Raw genomic sequence first — 17,380 nt, 5'->3', positions numbered from 1 at the left:
TATCACTTGAAATAGCGGAAGAGTAACATGTCGTTTGTCCCTGCCAATGAAGGCATCTCAAAGTTAAAGCCTTATCAACCAGGTAAACCTATTAGTGAACTTGAGCGTGAGTTAGGGATTACTGATATTGTCAAATTAGCCTCAAATGAAAATCCGTTGGGCTGTTCTGAAAAAGTCAAACAGGCTGTGGCGGCTGAATTGGCAGAAATTGGTCGCTATCCGGATGGTGGCGGTTTTATCTTGAAAGACCAGATTCAGGCACAATTTGGTGTAACTGCTGACCGTATTACTTTAGGTAATGGGTCAAACGACTTACTGGAAATGTTTGCCCGCGCATTCGTTTCAGAGAAAGACTCGGTAATTTATAGCCAGCATGCTTTTGCCGTATATGCTTTGGTGACTCAAGCGATTAATGCAGAAGCGATTGAAGTGCCTGCAAAAGGCTTTGCCCATGATCTGGATGCCATGGCAGCAGCAATTAAAGACAATACCAAACTGATCTTTATTGCCAATCCAAATAACCCGACGGGAACCTGGTTTGAAGAAGCCGAATTTGAAGCTTTCATGCAAAAAGTTCCGGAAAATGTCATTGTGGTGCTGGATGAAGCTTATGTGGAATATTTCCCGGAAAACTTCAACAGCCTGAAATTCCTTGAGCAGTATCCAAACCTAATTGTCAGCCGTACCTTGTCTAAATGCTATGGTCTGGCTGCACTGCGTGTTGGTTTTGCCTTGGCATCGCCAGAAGTAACAGATTACCTGAACCGTATTCGTCAGCCATTTAACGTCAATCATCTTGCCATGGTAGCTGCGGTTGCTGCACTCAAGGATGAAGACTTTATCGAGCAATCGCGTGAAGTGAACAAGGCGGGTATGGCTCAGCTGGAAGCTGGTATTAAAGCTTTGGGTCTGAACTATGTACCTTCTCGTGCCAACTTTATTTTGGTCGATGTACAGGCTGATCCTGCGCAAACGTTCAATGCCTTGTTAAAAGAAGGCGTGATTGTACGTCCTGTGGGTATTGCAAATCATCTGCGTGTATCGATTGGTACGGAAGCGGAAAATGCTAAATTCCTGACAGCACTGGCGAAAGTACTCGATTTAGCTCCTGATGCGGTAGAGGAAAAAGCCTAAGCCATGTCTCAGCCACTGTTTGAAAAAGTTGCCTTTATTGGACTTGGGCTGATTGGCTCAAGTCTGGCTCGTGTCATCATTGCTGAAAAACTGGCAAAGCAAATTGTTGCCTCAACGCGTTCGCAAAAAACTCTGGATGATGCAAAAGCGCTTGGACTAATTCAAGAGGGCTATAGCAATCCCGTAGATGCGGTGCAAGGTGCAGATCTGGTAGTTTTGGCTTTACCTGTGCGGGCAACGCAAAAGGTGTTAGAAACCATCAAGCCTTATTTGTCAGACAACACCATCATTACCGATGTGGGCAGTACCAAAGGCAATGTGGTGGATGCAGCCAAAGCCGTATATGGTGAAAACCTGCCGGCAGGTTTTGTTCCGGGTCATCCGATTGCGGGTGCGGAACATACTGGCGTGCATGCAGGTAAGGTCGATTTGTTTGCCAATCATAAAGTCATTTTGACGCCATTACCAAGCAGTGCTGACTGGGCTGTGGATAAACTGGTTCAACTGTGGCAAGCTGCCAAGGCAGAAGTGATTTGTATGGATGTGGACAAGCACGATGAAGTGCTGGCCCATACCAGTCATCTTCCGCATTTGATGGCCTTTAACCTGGTTGAGCAACTGGCCAACCGGGAAGATAATCTGGATATTTTCCGTTATGCCGCTGGGGGCTTTCGTGATTTTTCCCGAATCGCGGCGAGTGACCCACAAATGTGGCATGACATCTTTTTTGCCAATAAAAAAGCAATTTTAAATGCAGTGGATGGCTTTGAGCAGCAACTGGCTCAAATTCGCAAACTCATTGAAGATGAAAATTCCAAGGCATTGATCGGACTGTTGGAGCATGCACAAGCTGCGCGACAACACTTCAATCATATGCTCGCTAAAAAACCTTTGATGGAGAACGATAACGTGACACAACAATTTACCATTTTGCCGGGTGATAAGACATTTAAAGGTAAATTTACCGTGCCAGGTGACAAATCTGTGTCACACCGCTCCATCATGTTTGGTGCGATTGCTGAAGGAACTACACATGTTACCGGTTTCCTGGAAGGCGAAGATGCATTGGCAACGCTGCAAGCATTCCGTGATATGGGCGTGAGTATTGAAGGGCCTAAAAATGGTGAAGTGACTATTCATGGCGTAGGTATGCATGGCCTAAAAGCCCCTGCAAGTGCCTTATACATGGGCAACTCGGGTACTTCCATGCGTCTGCTTTCCGGTATGCTCTGTGCACAGAAGTTTGATTCAGTCATGACCGGTGATGCATCCTTGTCAAAGCGTCCAATGGAACGTATTGCTAAACCGTTACGTGAAATGGGAGCGCAGATTCAGACTACAGGTGAGCGTGGTACGCCGCCCGTTTCCATTACCGGCAATCAAAAGCTCAAAGGTATTCATTACGACTTACCAATGGCTTCGGCTCAGGTGAAATCAGGGATTTTACTGGCGGGCCTTTGGGCAGAAGGGGAAACATCGGTGACTGAACCGGAACCGACCCGTGACCACTCCGAACGTATGCTGCGTGCCTTTGATTATGAAGTAAAAACCGAGGGTAACCGTATTTCCCTGCAAGGTGGCGGTAAATTGGTCGGTACTGATATTCAGGTTCCATCTGATATTTCATCCGCTGCATTCTTTATGGTGGGTGCTGCCATTACTGAAGGTTCCGATGTCACTTTGGAAGCGGTAGGGATTAACCCGACCCGTACCGGTGTCATTGAAATTCTGAAACAGATGGGTGCAGATTTAACTGTTGAAAACGAACGTATTGCAGGTGGTGAACCGATTGCAGACATTCGTATTCGCGGCACACGCACCTTAAAAGGCATTCATATGCCTGAAGATCAGGTGCCATTGGCCATTGATGAATTCCCGGCTTTATTTATTGCGGCGGCTTGTGCTGAAGGTCAAACCATTTTGACTGGTGCTGCCGAGCTTCGGGTAAAAGAATCTGACCGTATTCAGGTGATGGCAGATGGCTTGCAGACTATGGGCATTGACTGTACGCCAACCGATGATGGCATCATCATTGAAGGTAAGGGCAAGTCTGGTGACTGGTCTGCAATTTTCACAGGTGGTGAAATTGAATCGCATCATGACCACCGTATTGCCATGAGTTTTTCCATGGCGGGCTTGCGTACTTCCGGCGAAATTAAAATTATTGGCACCGAAACTGTAGCAACCAGTTTCCCAACTTTCACTGAGTTGGCCAATCAAGCTGGTTTAGCCATTCAAGTCAGTGAATAATTAGTCTAATTTTGTGTATTTGTTAAACAACAGCCAAGCTTTTGCTTGGCTGTTTTGTTTTTATTGCTTATGCTAAAACCATACAACAATAATGTCTTTGGATACACAGATGAGAAAATTAGAATTTACTGCAAACTGTGAAAAGCATAATCATGTGTCACAGCAAACGAATGACTGCCATGTGACTCAGGAATATGTTGCAGATTTATTGTCTAAAGAACTCGGTCAATACGGTTTCCAGACCTTGTCGCAAAATGGTGATCAGGTTGCGGTAAGTGTAGACAATCAATCTTTGCCATTATCTGTCACCTGCCAGAGTCGTGATGCAGAAGGGCACCTGGTCTGCGAGATTACTTCTTACCCAGCTGAAGATCAGGACTGGCTAGATCGTATTACGGAACAAAGTTTATTGAATCAATTGGCCCAAGCAGTAGAAAATACCTTAAAAGAAGACGAATCTTTTAGTGGTTTTACATGGAAAGGTTAAATATTTATTTTGACCTGATGAGTAAAACAGGAGGAGGGCTTAGCCTCCTCTTTTATTTGGAGCCATGCATAAACCACATATAAATAGATGTTCTATGCTGCTATTGTCGGCTTATTCGTCTACAAGAAAGCGGGAGATAGCAACGCGTAATTGCTTTAAATATCCAGTAAAGAAATGATTTGCACCGGGTAAGATGGTGAGTAAATGGCGTTGCGGTTTAGCCCATTCAATCAAGTCGGATAACAAGGTCACTTCGTCCGCTTCACCATGCAGGAACAGAATATCACCTTGAATGTGTGGTGTAACATAATGACGTACACCTGCAACTGTTGCAGTAGGTAGTCCACATAAAATCAATTGTTTGGGTTTAATTTCATCGGGCAATACATGAAAACACTTTGCCATGACATGGGCACCAAAACTAAAGCCTGCTGCATAAAAAGGCAAATTGATATGCTTACAGCGAATCTGTTGAATAATTTCTAGAATATCATCCGTTTCGCCATGGCCTTTATCGTGCTCACCCGTACTCTGGCCAGAGCCTCGGAAACTTGGACGATAGACAATACAGCTGCGTTCAAGAAACATCTGAGCAAGCAGAACTGGAACTTTATGCTGCGGAGTGCCGCCTTGTAGGGGGTGAGGATGACATACCAGTGCAAATCCTTTCACTTCACCCTGTGGATAATCAACAAAAACTTCCAGTTGACCTGCAGGACCTTGAATGAAAATTTGCTCGGACATGTAATAACCGACTCATGACAGAAGAGAGGGCTATTTTAGCGTTAAGACCCAGTAAAAACACACATTGGCAATAAGACAATGCTACTGTTATAGTCTGTTTAATTGTTTTTTGACCAGGTTATTCATGCTCGCCTTAATTTCTCCAGCCAAGACTTTAGATTACGAATCTGCACTTCCAACCGATGCACATACACTGCCAAGACTACTAGAACATTCACAAGAACTTGTAAATGTGAGTCGTAAGCTTTCTGCAGCAGATATCGCCAATTTAATGAGCGTGAGTGAAAAAATTGCCAAGTTGAATGTCGAGCGTTTTAATGATTGGCAGCCAGAGCTGAGCTTTTCTAATGCGCGTCAGGCTTTATTTGCCTTTAAAGGGGATGTGTATACCGGACTGGATGCTTATGCGCTGAATGATCAGCATATTGCCTATGCACAGCAGCATTTGCGTATGTTGTCTGGACTGTATGGTTTGTTGCGTCCTCTAGATTTAATGATGCCCTATCGCCTGGAAATGGGAACCAAGCTCAAAAATCCACGTGGTCATCATCTTTATGATTTTTGGGATAATATCATTACCGATTTGATTAACCAGGATTTAGCCGAGGTGCACTCAGAACTATTGGTGAATCTTGCTTCGGATGAATATTATAAATCGGTCAAACCAGGCAAAATTAAAGCCGAGATCATTAAGCCGGTTTTTCTGGATCAGAAAAACGGCAAATATAAGGTGATTAGCTTCTATGCAAAAAAAGCACGCGGATTAATGGCACGTTTTATCATTGAAAATCAAGCAGAACGTGCTGAGGACTTAAAATCATTTAATCTGGATGGTTACTATTTTGATGCAGAGAGTTCGCTACAAGGTGAGCTGGTCTTTAAACGCGACGAGCAGCAAGCTGCTTAAGTGAGAGTAACAAGGTAAAAATCCCGATAAATTTCGGGATTTTTATTGCGAAAAAATAAACAGGATTTTGAAATATTTTATCATTATATTTTAATTCATGTTTGTTAACATCATGATGAATTGTTGAACAATAAAATTTTATGATGAAAAGATTATTAGTTCCAACCTTTATTTTTGCAGTGGTTTTACTGGGGTACGGGGTTTATCGCGACAGTCAAATGAAAAAAAGACAGGAAATGGATCAACTGATCCAGGATGCGCATCGATCTTTGAAGGCTGTAGAAGCAAATCCAAATAATAGGGTGGTAGAGCAGAGTGAAACTTCGGATCCCCATTTTGCAGCGCCCTTGCATGTGAAATCCAGCAAGTTTTAATGCCTGGGTTTTTACTATATGTTTTAAATATATTTTTAAGTTATTTAAATTTAATTAAAAATAAATTTTAGAAACAATAAAAAGCATTGTGTTATAATTTACCAAGATCTGAATTCTTATATTTACATTGTAAGTGTTTCACTTTCTATCTCAGGAGGCTGCATAAAAGTTATGCGGCTTTTTTGTTTATGGTTTTTGTTATCCGGTTGTTTTTTCGTCTACGAAACATTGTAGAAAATATTTGTTTTTAATGAAAATATTGGCATATCGATTGCTTGGACATCTATAAACTTAATGGTGATTTGAGAAACGGATCATTAATTTTATAGCGTGCTGACAGCATAAAGTTTACTTACAGGGGTAAAGTCATGACGACTCCTAATCCATCTTCAGAGAATATGCTAGAACGCTTATTTAAGCTTAGTGAAAACAAAACCAGTTTTCGCACAGAAGTTCTTGCAGGTGTAACCACTTTCTTAACCATGTGTTACATCATTATTGTCAATCCAATGATTTTATCCGAAACTGGGATGGATCATGGGGCTGTTTTTGTTGCAACCTGTCTTGCAGCTGCAATTGGCTGTCTGGTGATGGGGCTTGTTGCAAATTATCCGATTGCGCTTGCACCGGGTATGGGGCTGAATGCCTACTTTACCTATTCGGTGTGTATGGGTATGGGCATACCTTGGCAAACGGCACTGGCTGCCGTGTTTGTCTCGGGGCTGGTGTTTATTGCCATCAGTATGTTTAAAATCCGTGAAGCGATTGTCAATGCCATTCCTATGTCGCTGAAATTTGCGATTGGCGGCGGCATTGGCTTGTTCCTTGCACTGATTGCATTAAAAAATTCAGGCATTATTGTCGATAACCCGGCCACCCTTGTAGGGTTGGGTGACTTGAAACAACCGACAGTATTGCTGACCTTGCTGGGTTTCCTGATGATTGTAGTAATGCATCACTTTAAAGTCCGTGGTGCCATCATTATCAGTATTCTGGTGATTACCGCGATTGCTACAGCAATGGGGCTGAACGAGTTTAAAGGTGTTGTAGGAGCCATTCCATCGATTGCTCCAACCTTCCTGCAAATGGATTTTGAAGGTTTGTTCACTGCCAGTCTGGTTGGGGTCATCTTTGTATTTTTCCTGGTGGATTTATTTGACTCGACGGGTACGCTGGTAGGTGTTTCGCATCGTGCCGGCCTGTTAAAAGACGGCAAATTACCACGTTTGAAAAAAGCACTTTTTGCTGACTCGACTGCGATTGTAGCGGGTGCGGCATTGGGTACTTCTTCAACAACCCCTTATATTGAATCTTCTGCGGGAGTTGCTGCAGGTGGTCGTACAGGTTTGACCGCTGTGGTTGTTGCCGTGTTGTTTGTACTGTGCTTATTCCTGGCTCCTTTGGCGCAATCGGTTCCGGGTTTTGCTACTGCACCTGCATTATTGTTTGTAGGTGTGTTAATGATTCAAGGTATCGTCAACATTGAATGGGATGATATCACTGAAGCCGTTCCTGCATTTTTAACCATCGTATGCATGCCATTTACCTATTCAATTGCCGACGGTATTGCGATGGGCTTTATTAGCTACGCATTAATCAAGCTGCTGACTGGGCAAGCGAAAACTGTACCTTATATGGTCTGGATTGTTGCGGCTCTTTGGGCATTGAAATTTGCTGTATTTGGCGGCTAATTCACCCCATTCAGAATAGGGTGTAAACTCGGTTTGCACCCTTTTTTATTTTTGAAAAATTTTATAAGGATAAGATATGAATCAACTTGAGCTTATTCAAGCCATGCCAAAGGCGGAGTTACACGTCCATATTGAAGGGACTTTTGAGCCTGAGCTGATGTTCGCGATTGCTCAATGCAATCATATTGATATTCCGTATAAATCTGTTGAGGAAGTGAAACAGGCTTATAACTTTCATAATTTACAGTCTTTTTTAGACATCTATTATGCGGGTGCCAATGTCCTGATTCATGAACAGGACTTCTATGATCTGGCCTGGGCATATTTTGAAAAATGTGCTGAAGACAAAGTGGTTCACACCGAAATGTTCTTTGATCCGCAGACCCATACCGATCGTGGCATTGCTTTTGCAACGGTAATTCAGGGTTTAAAACGTGCCTGTGATGAGGCACAAAGCAAATTGGGCATTAGCTCGCATTTAATTATGTGTTTCTTGCGTCATTTAAGTGAAGAAGCCGCATTTAAAACTTTAGAGCAAGCTTTACCTTTTAAAGAGCAAATTATTGCGGTGGGGCTGGATTCGAGTGAGGTTGGACATCCACCATCTAAATTTGAACGTGTTTTTGCCAAAGCACGTGAAGCGGGTTTCTTGGTGGTGGCACATGCAGGTGAAGAAGGTCCAGCTGAATATGTATGGGAAGCTCTGGATTTGCTGAAAGTGAACCGAGTGGATCATGGTGTACGCTCTGAAGAAGATGCGATGCTGATACAGCGCCTGATTACAGAGAAAATGCCTTTAACCGTGTGTCCTTTAAGTAATTTAAAACTCTGTGTGGTTGATGATATGGCACAGCATAATATCCGCCGTTTATTGCAACAGGGTGTACATGTAACGGTCAATTCAGATGATCCCTCTTATTTTGGCGGTTATATGAATGATAATTTCATTGCAATTACAAAAGCTTTAGACCTGTCAAATGATGAGCTAAAGCAATTGGCGAAAAATTCGTTTGAAGCTTCATTTATCTCTGATGCTGAAAAGCAAAAATGGTCACAACAGATTGATTCTTTGGTGTAATCCATTCCTTTGAAAAATGCTTTTGGATTGGGCAGATTGATATATTGATCTGTTCAATAACTATTAGGTTCTAATGTGAAAAAGTTTTTTTGCTGGGTATTTGCAGTCGTTTTATTGATTGGCTCTGTATCAGTTTTTGCGACCGATAAAAACTCTACTTTAACCCAGAAAATGTTGAAACCAGTGATTGAACAAGGCTGTAAAAGTGAATTGAATGCTTCAAAAGTGTGGCAATCCGCAGCTTTGTTCATGAGTTCAGAGCGGCAATTAACCGTACAAAAACAAATCTGTGGTTGTGTGGGTGAACATGCCTTGCAGGACGTTTCGGTCAAAGAGTTAGCTATGGCATCGATGAGTGAATCTGCAAAAAATAGCCTGATTAAACAAGCGGTGGTGAACAGTATTAAAGGTTGTGCTCAGGACGCTCTGCAATAACTTATCACTATAAATTGAATTATAAAAAAGCCGCATCAGTGTCACACTAGTGCGGCTTTTTTATGGCGACAAAATTGATTATTTTGCTTGTCGGGTCATGCTGCGCAAGATGTTATCTTTATCGATGAAATGATGTTTTAATGCCGCGGCAATATGACCAATGACAAGTAAGCCTGCAAACCAGGACAAATAAATGTGTACAGGTTTTACGATGGCTAAAAGGTCGGGATTATCCTGGACCAAACGAGGAATTTCGAATAAATACAAAACAGGTGCCGGATGTCCTGCACTCCAGCTAAATAAGCAGCCGGTAATCGGTAAAGCCAGTAACATGAGATATAAAGTTAAATGTCCCAGATGTGCTAAGACTTTCATCAAAGGTGACATGCTGTCGGGTAGTGCTGGAACAGGGTGGGTATAGCGCCAAAATATACGAATTAGGACCAGAAAGATAATGGTGGTGGCGATGTTCTTATGTAGGGTAATGACCTGACCTTTAAAGCTTCCATCGACCTCATAACTTAGAAAATTTCCGCTATAAAAACCAATCAGCCATGCCGCAATAAAGATAATCGCCATGAGCCAATGCAGCATTTGTGCCGTACGCGTATAGTATTGTGAGGTATTTTTCATGTTATACCTATGTATCCATATGTCATTTTCAAGTCTGGGTATGCTAATCAAAAAGCCCATATTTAAAAATGATGGATATGGAACGAAGCGTGTGCTTCTTGCAACACTGAAAGGGATGCCGTTTTTTTAAGCAGATTATCCGGATGTGGAAAATTCAACTGAAATATAGATTTCTTCCTTGGGAAAGTTTCGGCAAAATATGCCCAACAGATTTTATATTCAAGGATTAAGCTGTGAAAAAAATAATTGCGGTGCTTGTACCTCTCACTTTGGCTTTAACTGCCTGTGTAGCAACGAATACTACAACTGGCACAATGCCGGCTACACAATCGGCAACTCAACAACTCGGTATGACTGCAATTAAAATTGCAATTAATGCCAAATGTACTACCGAGTTGAATACTATTCCTGCATGGCAAAATGCAACCAAGTTAATGACTGCAACTCAAAAGCAAAATATCCAGACTGAAATCTGTGGTTGTGTCAGTGAAAAAGCACCACAAAACGTAACGGCAGTCGATTTGGCGACAGCTGCAATTGATCCGGCTGCACGTAATACCATTGTTTCAAATGCAGTGACTAAAACTATTAATGCTTGTGTTGCTGAAGCCATGAACTAATAGAACTTTAATTCATGTTAAAATTAAAGAGGTTGATGTTATTCGGCCTCTTTTTTTTGTAGGTACAGTATTAATGAAAATTGCTGGTGTAGATGAAGCAGGGCGTGGCCCCTTGGTGGGTTCAGTGGTAGCGGCAGCAGTTATTTTAGATCCCAATAATCCGATTGAAGGGTTGAATGATTCTAAAAAACTCAGCGAAAAAAAGCGTGAAAAATTATTTGTAGAAATACAAGAGAAAGCCTTGGCTTGGGCCATTGCTGAAGCCAGCCATGAAGAAATAGACCAGATCAATATTCTACAGGCCTCTTTATTGGCTATGCGCCGTGCTGTAGAAGCTTTGCATCTTCAGCCGGAACATGTGCTGGTTGATGGCAATAAAGTTCCGCAAGGCTTGACCATGAGCTGTGATGCGGTGGTCGGCGGGGATGCACTGCATGCAGAAATTTCAGCGGCCAGTATCCTGGCAAAAGTAACGCGTGACTATCAAATGGTAGAGCTGGATCGGCAATATCCGCATTTTGGCTTTGCCAAACATAAGGGTTACCCAACCAAAGCCCATTTTGAAGCGATTGCTGAGCATGGCGTGATTGATCAACATCGCCGTAGTTATGCACCGGTTAAAAAGGTATTGGCCTTGCTGGGACAAAAATAAGCAGCAGATAAATTTAAAGCGGCCATATAGCCGCTTTATATTAGAACAACCTTTAATGGTTTAACGATTAAAGTCGTTCTGGGTATTTTGTGGGAAATTATCTTCTTCAAAAGAAGGCTGATAATCCTGATCCAGGTGTTGCAGGTGTTCATGCATAGCGCGTTCATGCTGAATTCGTTGGTAGATTTCTTCACGATGAACAGATACTTCTTTTGGAGCATTTACGCCAATACGAACCTGATTACCTTTTACGCCAAGCACAGTTACACTGACTTGATCCCCAATCATTAATGTTTCACCGACACGTCGGGTTAGAATCAGCATGTTTATCTCCTTGCAAAACGCTAAACGTGCAATTGATTTTAAAATTTAAAAAGACACAACCTTAATATTATAGAAATATTATCAAAACAATCTGTCAAGAATTTGACTAAAATAATTCTGTTAATATTTTCAAAATCCTCAGTTACAAATATAACAGAGCCACTATAAAAAAAACTATAGTGGCTCTGTTCTTTTTGTAGTATTTCGCAAATTTTGTTCAACAAGGACTAAATTTGTTGCTCTACATATTAAGCGCGTGCGCTTGATTCGCCAGATTCACGGTCTAAACCGAAAGCTGTGTGAAGCGTGCGCACGGCAAGCTCTAAATAATTTTCTTCAATGATCACTGAAATTTTAATTTCCGAAGTTGAGATCATTAAAATGTTAATGCCTTCTTCAGCTAGAGCAGTAAACATTTTGCTTGCTACGCCTGCATGAGAGCGCATACCCACACCTACGATTGATACTTTCACGATGTCTGAACGGGTCGCAACTTCACGAGCACCGATTTCTTTTGCGGTTTGCTCCAGAATTGCTTTTGCTTTATTGAACTCACCACGGTTGACTGTGAACGTGAAGTCAGTGGTACCATCTTCTTCCACATTCTGGATGATCATGTCAACTTCGATATTCGCTGCACCAATTGGCGCCAGAATTTTGGACGCAATGCCAGGCAGGTCAGGTACGCCCAAGATAGTCAATTTTGCTTCGTCACGGTTAAACGCGATACCAGAGATAATTGGCTGTTCCATGTTGTCTTCCAATTCAGTAGTAATAAGAGTTCCGACGTTGTTTTTGAAGTCTTCGTCAAATGCGCCATCATCGTCGTTATCGAAGCTTGATAATACGCGTAAAGGCACTTGGTATTTGCCAGCAAATTCAACTGAACGGATTTGCAGGACTTTCGAACCAAGTGATGCCATTTCCAGCATTTCTTCAAAAGAAATACGATCAACTTTTTTCGCTTTTGGTGCAACGCGTGGGTCAGTAGTATAAACACCATCTACGTCTGTATAAATTTGGCATTCATCTGCTTTTAATGCAGCTGCAAGTGCCACACCAGACGTATCTGAACCACCACGACCTAAAGTCGTTGTATTGCCAGATTCATCAAAGCCTTGGAAACCGGCAACCACAAGTACGCGGCCTGCATCCAGATTTTCAGTTAATACATCAGTATCAATAGATTCAATGCGGGCTTTGTTGAATGCGCTGTCGGTTTTAATGCCAACCTGGCGGCCAGTCAGTGATTTCGCTTCTACTCCAATCGAGTTGAGCGCCATCGCTAACATAGAAATCGTAACCTGTTCACCTGTAGAGACCATCTGGTCTAATTCGCGTGGATCAGGGGTTTCGGTAATGGCCTTCGCTAAAGCAAGCAAGCGATTGGTTTCGCCACTCATTGCTGATACAACAACCACAACCTTGTGGCCGTGGTCATGCCAGCGCTTTACACGACGAGCAACATTTAAAATGCGCTCGGGAGTACCCATAGAGGTACCGCCATATTTTTGAACGATTAATGCCATAGTTGTTCCATAAAAGCCATGATCCTGAATTACCTTTTCAGGATCAGTTACACAAAAGGTGAAGTTTTATTTTGCTTCAAGCCAAGCAGTCAAATCTGCCATTACTGTTGCAAACTTCTCGTTAAGTGGCGCGCCACCTTGTGCCAAGTCAGGTTTACCACCACCTTTACCACCTAGCTCGGTTGCCAGGTGTTTGATGATGTCACCTGCTTTAATAGAAGCAGTAAAGTCTTTTGCTACAGAAGCGAGAAGGCTGACTTTATCACCTTCTACAGCAGCAAGTACAATCACTGCATTGTCTAGTTTAGATTTCACACCATCGTGCAGGTTACGAAGCGATTTCGCATCCATGTTTTGTACAGTGGTAATCAATGTTTGACGACCAGCAACAGTTTGAACTTGGCTTAAAAGTTCAGCTGCCTGGAAGTTTGCCAATTTCTGGTTCAACTGCTCGATTTGTTTTTGCAAACTCGATGCGGTATTCGCTAGAGCTTCCACTTTTTCTAAAGTTTGGTCTTTTTGCGCTTTTAAAACATCATTGATTGCATGAATGTCACGATCTGCTTTTTGTGCAGCTTCAATCGCTTTGGTACCTGTGACTGCTTCGATACGACGTACACCTGCTGCTACACCACCTTCTGAAGTGATTTTAAACAGACCGATATCACCGGTACGTTTGACGTGAATACCACCACACAGTTCGATCGAGAAGTTTTTCTCATCGATAATTGAACCCATGGAAAGTACACGTACTTCGTCACCATATTTTTCACCAAACAGCATCATCGCGCCTTTTTCTTTGGCAGATTCGATGTCGAGAAGCTCAGTAGAAACGGCAGTGTTGGCAATAATTTCACAGTTTACAATGCGTTCAACTTCCTGCAGCTGTTCGAATGAAACAGGTTGGTCATTGGCAAAGTCAAAACGCAACAGATCGCTTGCAACCAATGAACCTTTTTGTTGTACATGTGAACCTAATACTTGACGAAGCGCAGCATGTAACAAGTGAGTTGCTGAGTGGTTGCGTGAAGTCGCTTCACGGATGTCTGCTTTAACAATCGCTTCAACAGATTGAGCGGCTTTCAAGCTACCCATGGTCACAATACCCTGGTGAACGAATGCACCACCAGATTTTTTGGTATCTTGAACTTCGAAAATACCGGTATCATTTTTGAAGATACCTGTATCACCAATCTGACCGCCGCTTTCTGCATAGAAAGGGGTTTGGTTTAATACGATGAGCGCTTCGTCGCCTTCTACAACTTCATCAACCTGTTCGCCATCTTTATAGATCGCAACAATTTGGCCTTGAGCTTGAGTGGCTTCATAACCTTCGAACTGGGTTTCACCTTCAACTTTTACAATACTGTTGTAGTCGATGGCGAATTTACCTGCGTCACGCGCACGTTGACGTTGTGCAGCCATCTCTTTTTCAAAGCCGGCTTCATCAATGGTCAAGTCGCGTTCGCGTGCAATATCAGCTGTTAAATCAGTCGGGAAGCCATAAGTATCATAGAGTTTGAATACTGTTGCGCCTGGAATCACAGAACCTTTAAGTTGAGCCAATTCACCTTCAAGCAATTTCAAACCTTGCTCTAAAGTTTTCGCAAATTGTTCTTCTTCTTTCAGCAGTTGCGCTTCGATGCGTGCTTGGTTGGCTGCAAGTTCAGGATATGCAGCACCCATGACTTCGATTAATGGCTGAAGCATTTTGTGGAAGAATGAACCGGTCGCACCCAGTTTGTTACCGTGACGCACAGCACGACGGATAATACGACGCAGTACATAACCACGGCCTTCATTCGAAGGGTTTACACCGTCAGCAATCAGGAAGCAGCATGAACGTGCATGGTCAGCCACCACTTTAAGGGAAGCCGGGTAGTCAACTGGCTTACCTTCAGCTTGTGCTTTGGCTTCAAGTTCGGACGTGTCTAAGCTAATAATTTCAGCCGCAGCTTTTAACAAGTGCTGGAACAGGTCAATTTCGTAGTTTGAGTTGACGTGTTGTAAAACTGCGGAAATACGTTCCAAGCCCATACCTGTATCTACAGATGGTGCTGGAAGAGGATGCAGTACGCCATCAGCAGTACGGTTGAACTGCATGAATACGTTGTTCCAGATCTCGATGAAACGGTCGCCATCTTCTTCAGGTGTGCCTGGTAAGCCACCCCAGATGTGGTCGCCGTGGTCAAAGAAGATTTCAGAACAAGGACCACAAGGACCGGTATCACCCATTGCCCAGAAGTTATCCGATGCGTATTGACCACCTTTGTTGTCGCCAATACGGATGATGCGAGATGCATCTAAACCAATTTCTTTGTTCCAGATGTCGAAGGCTTCGTCATCGGTATGATAAACAGTGGCATAGAGTTTGTCTTTTGGTAAGCCTAGCCATTGCTCATTAGTCAAAAAATCCCAGGCAAATTTGATTGCATCACGTTTGAAATAATCACCAAAAGAGAAGTTACCTAACATCTCAAAAAAAGTATGGTGACGTGCAGTATAACCGACGTTGTCTAGGTCGTTGTGTTTACCACCAGCACGGACACATTTTTGTGAAGATGTTGCGCGAACATAGTCACGTTTTTCAAGACCCAGGAAGCAGTCTTTAAACTGGTTCATCCCAGCGTTGGTGAACAATAATGTTGGGTCGTTGGCAGGAACCAGAGAACTCGACGCGACACGTGTATGCCCTTGCGATTCAAAATAGCTTAAAAAAGCTTCGCGAATTTCAGCTGATGTCATAAAACGAGTACTCACAACCAAGTCACTCCATAAATCTTGTATTTGGCTAATAGCACGTCAAGCAAGTCTTACTTTTATAAAGCTGGCTTGAGATACTGGCTTAAAATTTTAAAACGCTAAAGTATAACGGAAAAAGCCGCATGCACCAATCACTTTAAGGCGAATTAATCACAATTCTATTTAAGCGGTATTAGGTTTCATGTACTGAATTAATCAGCCAAATTCTGCTTTATGCATAAGATATAAAGTAAGTGAAAAGTGAAGTAAATATTTTAAGGCAATCTGGTCTGAATAAAATTTGCGACAAAATAAGCTTAAAAGCAGCAGGCTGAACCCTTTGTTGCGAGATATTTTATAAATACAGCAGCAGAAATGGTATCGGTATCTGGTTAAAATCCATTAACATAGAGCGGTGTTTACATCTACCCAAGAGTTAAGGATATCTGATGCAACGAGTAGCCATTAATGGTTTCGGGCGAATTGGTCGCAATGTATTACGGGCTTGGTTTGAAAATCCTAAGGATTTTCATTTTGATATCGTGGCGATTAACGATGTTGCAGATGTAGAAACACTGGTGCATTTGTTTAAATACGACACCACCCATGGTCGCTTCAAAGGCAAGGTAGACGTGCTTTTGCAGGATGAACAGATTTTTTTGCATATTTCTGCAGGTCTGGCGCAATTAAAAGTACAGGTTTTTAGCCAGCAACAGCCTGAACGCTTGCCTTGGAATAAGTTAAATATTGATGTGGTGCTGGAATGTACCGGTTTATTCCGTTCACGTGCAGCAGCTACAGGGCATATTAGTGCAGGGGCGAAGCGCGTCATTATTGGTGCTGCACCCTTTGACACGGTGGATGCCGCCATTGTGTATGGGGTAAACCATCACGAAGTCAAAGCTACGGACCGGATTATTTCCAGTGTATCCTGCACCACACAAGCCTTGGTACCTTTAGTTAAAATCATAGATGATGCTTTTGGCATTGATACAGCACTGATGACAGAAATCCATGCAGTGACGGCAGATCAGTCAGTACTGGATCATGCTCACCGTGATTTACGCCGTGCCCGTGCTTCAGGACACAATATTATTCCGACTACATCTTCGGCTCTGGGGGCTTTAAAACGGGTGATGCCAAAAATGGCAGAGCGCATAGATGGCTATTCCATACGCGTACCGACCATTAATGTGGCTGCTATTGACCTTACTTTTGTTGCGCAGTCGCATGTCACAGCACATAAAATTAATGAAATCCTGATCAAATCGGCACGTCAGGATTATGCGGAAATTATGGATGTTACTGATGAACCTCTGGTTTCATCAGACTTTAACCATTCGCCTTATTCATTGATTGTGGATTTGAGCCAAACTATGGTGGTGGGTCATCAGGCTAAAGTTTTTGCCTGGTATGATAATGAGTGGGGTTATGCAAATCGCTTGCTGGACCTGTGTGAATCTTTTACTCATAAATAGCGAACCTTATTTAAAAGATGAGGGTGAGATGAGTTATTGGATGATGCGATTTCCGCAAGTGATCGGATTTCGCAGTGCTTAGTTGTATTAAGTGTGATCTGTAGCTCAATTATTATTAATTTGTTTGATTGGTTGGTTGAATCTTGAGTAAATGCCTGGTCTTGAGTAGGATGGATAGACTGTCAGGAAATGCTTTATGGACAGTGGCAGTGGATCATCGACCCAGAAAAATGCTTATAATAAATATTCTCTAGCTAGACAGAGTTAATTTTACAATCACTTTTTAATTGTTATACGAAAAT

Annotated in this window: 16 protein-coding genes; 11 read left to right on the top strand and 5 right to left on the bottom strand. The window is 42.5% G+C overall.

Annotated features, from left to right (window positions below):
- Positions 1-27 precede the first annotated feature (27 nt).
- The 3 genes from hisC to GTU69_RS00425 all read left to right on the top strand — a co-directional run bounded on the left by hisC (position 28) and on the right by GTU69_RS00425 (position 3,871).
- On the top strand, positions 28-1,134 hold the full coding sequence (hisC, locus tag GTU69_RS00435; protein ID WP_166166730.1) for a histidinol-phosphate transaminase: 1,107 nt from the start codon (positions 28-30) through the stop codon (positions 1,132-1,134).
- 3 nt (positions 1,135-1,137) lie between these two features.
- The gene (locus tag GTU69_RS00430; RefSeq protein WP_166166727.1) at positions 1,138-3,384 is read left to right on the top strand and encodes a bifunctional prephenate dehydrogenase/3-phosphoshikimate 1-carboxyvinyltransferase; all 2,247 of its coding nucleotides are present in this window, start codon (positions 1,138-1,140) and stop codon (positions 3,382-3,384) included.
- Between the two features lie 109 nt (positions 3,385-3,493).
- Positions 3,494-3,871, top strand: coding sequence for a hypothetical protein (locus tag GTU69_RS00425; protein ID WP_166166724.1), 378 nt, complete (start codon positions 3,494-3,496; stop codon positions 3,869-3,871).
- Positions 3,872-3,982: 111 nt separating this feature from the next.
- Here the strand turns inward: GTU69_RS00425 and GTU69_RS00420 are convergent, their stop codons facing one another.
- On the bottom strand, positions 3,983-4,615 hold the full coding sequence (locus GTU69_RS00420) for a hydrolase (RefSeq protein WP_166166721.1): 633 nt from the start codon (positions 4,613-4,615) through the stop codon (positions 3,983-3,985).
- A gap of 124 nt (positions 4,616-4,739) precedes the next feature.
- On the opposite strand from GTU69_RS00420, the gene yaaA reads away from it, so the two are divergent.
- The 5 genes from yaaA to GTU69_RS00395 all read left to right on the top strand — a co-directional run bounded on the left by yaaA (position 4,740) and on the right by GTU69_RS00395 (position 9,100).
- Positions 4,740-5,522: a peroxide stress protein YaaA gene (gene yaaA / locus GTU69_RS00415; RefSeq protein ID WP_086195610.1), complete on the top strand. Its 783-nt coding sequence runs from the start codon at positions 4,740-4,742 to the stop codon at positions 5,520-5,522.
- Positions 5,523-5,662: 140 nt separating this feature from the next.
- The gene (locus tag GTU69_RS00410) at positions 5,663-5,896 is read left to right on the top strand and encodes a hypothetical protein (protein WP_166166718.1); all 234 of its coding nucleotides are present in this window, start codon (positions 5,663-5,665) and stop codon (positions 5,894-5,896) included.
- A gap of 368 nt (positions 5,897-6,264) precedes the next feature.
- Entirely contained in the window at positions 6,265-7,587 is a 1,323-nt protein-coding gene (locus GTU69_RS00405; RefSeq protein ID WP_166166715.1) for an NCS2 family permease, read from the top strand.
- A 76-nt stretch (positions 7,588-7,663) separates the two neighbouring features.
- On the top strand, positions 7,664-8,665 hold the full coding sequence (locus tag GTU69_RS00400) for an adenosine deaminase (RefSeq protein WP_166166712.1): 1,002 nt from the start codon (positions 7,664-7,666) through the stop codon (positions 8,663-8,665).
- A gap of 75 nt (positions 8,666-8,740) precedes the next feature.
- On the top strand, positions 8,741-9,100 hold the full coding sequence (locus GTU69_RS00395) for a hypothetical protein (protein ID WP_166166709.1): 360 nt from the start codon (positions 8,741-8,743) through the stop codon (positions 9,098-9,100).
- Positions 9,101-9,178: 78 nt separating this feature from the next.
- On the opposite strand, the gene GTU69_RS00390 is transcribed toward GTU69_RS00395, so the two are convergent.
- Positions 9,179-9,733, bottom strand: coding sequence for a cytochrome b (locus GTU69_RS00390; protein ID WP_166166706.1), 555 nt, complete (start codon positions 9,731-9,733; stop codon positions 9,179-9,181).
- Between the two features lie 233 nt (positions 9,734-9,966).
- Between GTU69_RS00390 and GTU69_RS00385 the strand changes: the two genes are divergently transcribed.
- Positions 9,967-10,353 (top strand): hypothetical protein, encoded by a 387-nt coding sequence (locus GTU69_RS00385; RefSeq protein ID WP_166166703.1) that lies wholly within the window; start codon positions 9,967-9,969, stop codon positions 10,351-10,353.
- 73 nt (positions 10,354-10,426) lie between these two features.
- Positions 10,427-11,005: a ribonuclease HII gene (gene rnhB / locus GTU69_RS00380; RefSeq protein WP_166166700.1), complete on the top strand. Its 579-nt coding sequence runs from the start codon at positions 10,427-10,429 to the stop codon at positions 11,003-11,005.
- A 60-nt stretch (positions 11,006-11,065) separates the two neighbouring features.
- Here the strand turns inward: rnhB and csrA are convergent, their stop codons facing one another.
- The 3 genes from csrA to alaS all read right to left on the bottom strand — a co-directional run bounded on the left by csrA (position 11,066) and on the right by alaS (position 15,618).
- Positions 11,066-11,329 (bottom strand): carbon storage regulator CsrA, encoded by a 264-nt coding sequence (gene csrA / locus GTU69_RS00375; RefSeq protein WP_067723263.1) that lies wholly within the window; start codon positions 11,327-11,329, stop codon positions 11,066-11,068.
- 248 nt (positions 11,330-11,577) lie between these two features.
- Complete coding sequence (locus GTU69_RS00370; protein WP_166166697.1) at positions 11,578-12,858, bottom strand: aspartate kinase; 1,281 nt, start codon at positions 12,856-12,858, stop codon at positions 11,578-11,580.
- Positions 12,859-12,924: 66 nt separating this feature from the next.
- Positions 12,925-15,618, bottom strand: a complete 2,694-nt coding sequence (gene alaS, locus GTU69_RS00365; protein ID WP_171521985.1) for an alanine--tRNA ligase — start codon at positions 15,616-15,618, stop codon at positions 12,925-12,927.
- Positions 15,619-16,049: 431 nt separating this feature from the next.
- Between alaS and GTU69_RS00360 the strand changes: the two genes are divergently transcribed.
- A complete protein-coding gene (locus GTU69_RS00360; protein WP_166166694.1) occupies positions 16,050-17,078 on the top strand; it encodes a type I glyceraldehyde-3-phosphate dehydrogenase in 1,029 nt (342 codons plus the stop codon).
- Positions 17,079-17,380 lie beyond the last annotated feature (302 nt).

The sequence above is a fragment of the Acinetobacter sp. SA01 genome, from assembly GCF_011319235.1.
Classification (GTDB): domain Bacteria; phylum Pseudomonadota; class Gammaproteobacteria; order Pseudomonadales; family Moraxellaceae; genus Acinetobacter.
Note: the sequence above shows the minus strand (reverse complement) of the source record. Positions and strands in the feature narration are given on the sequence as shown.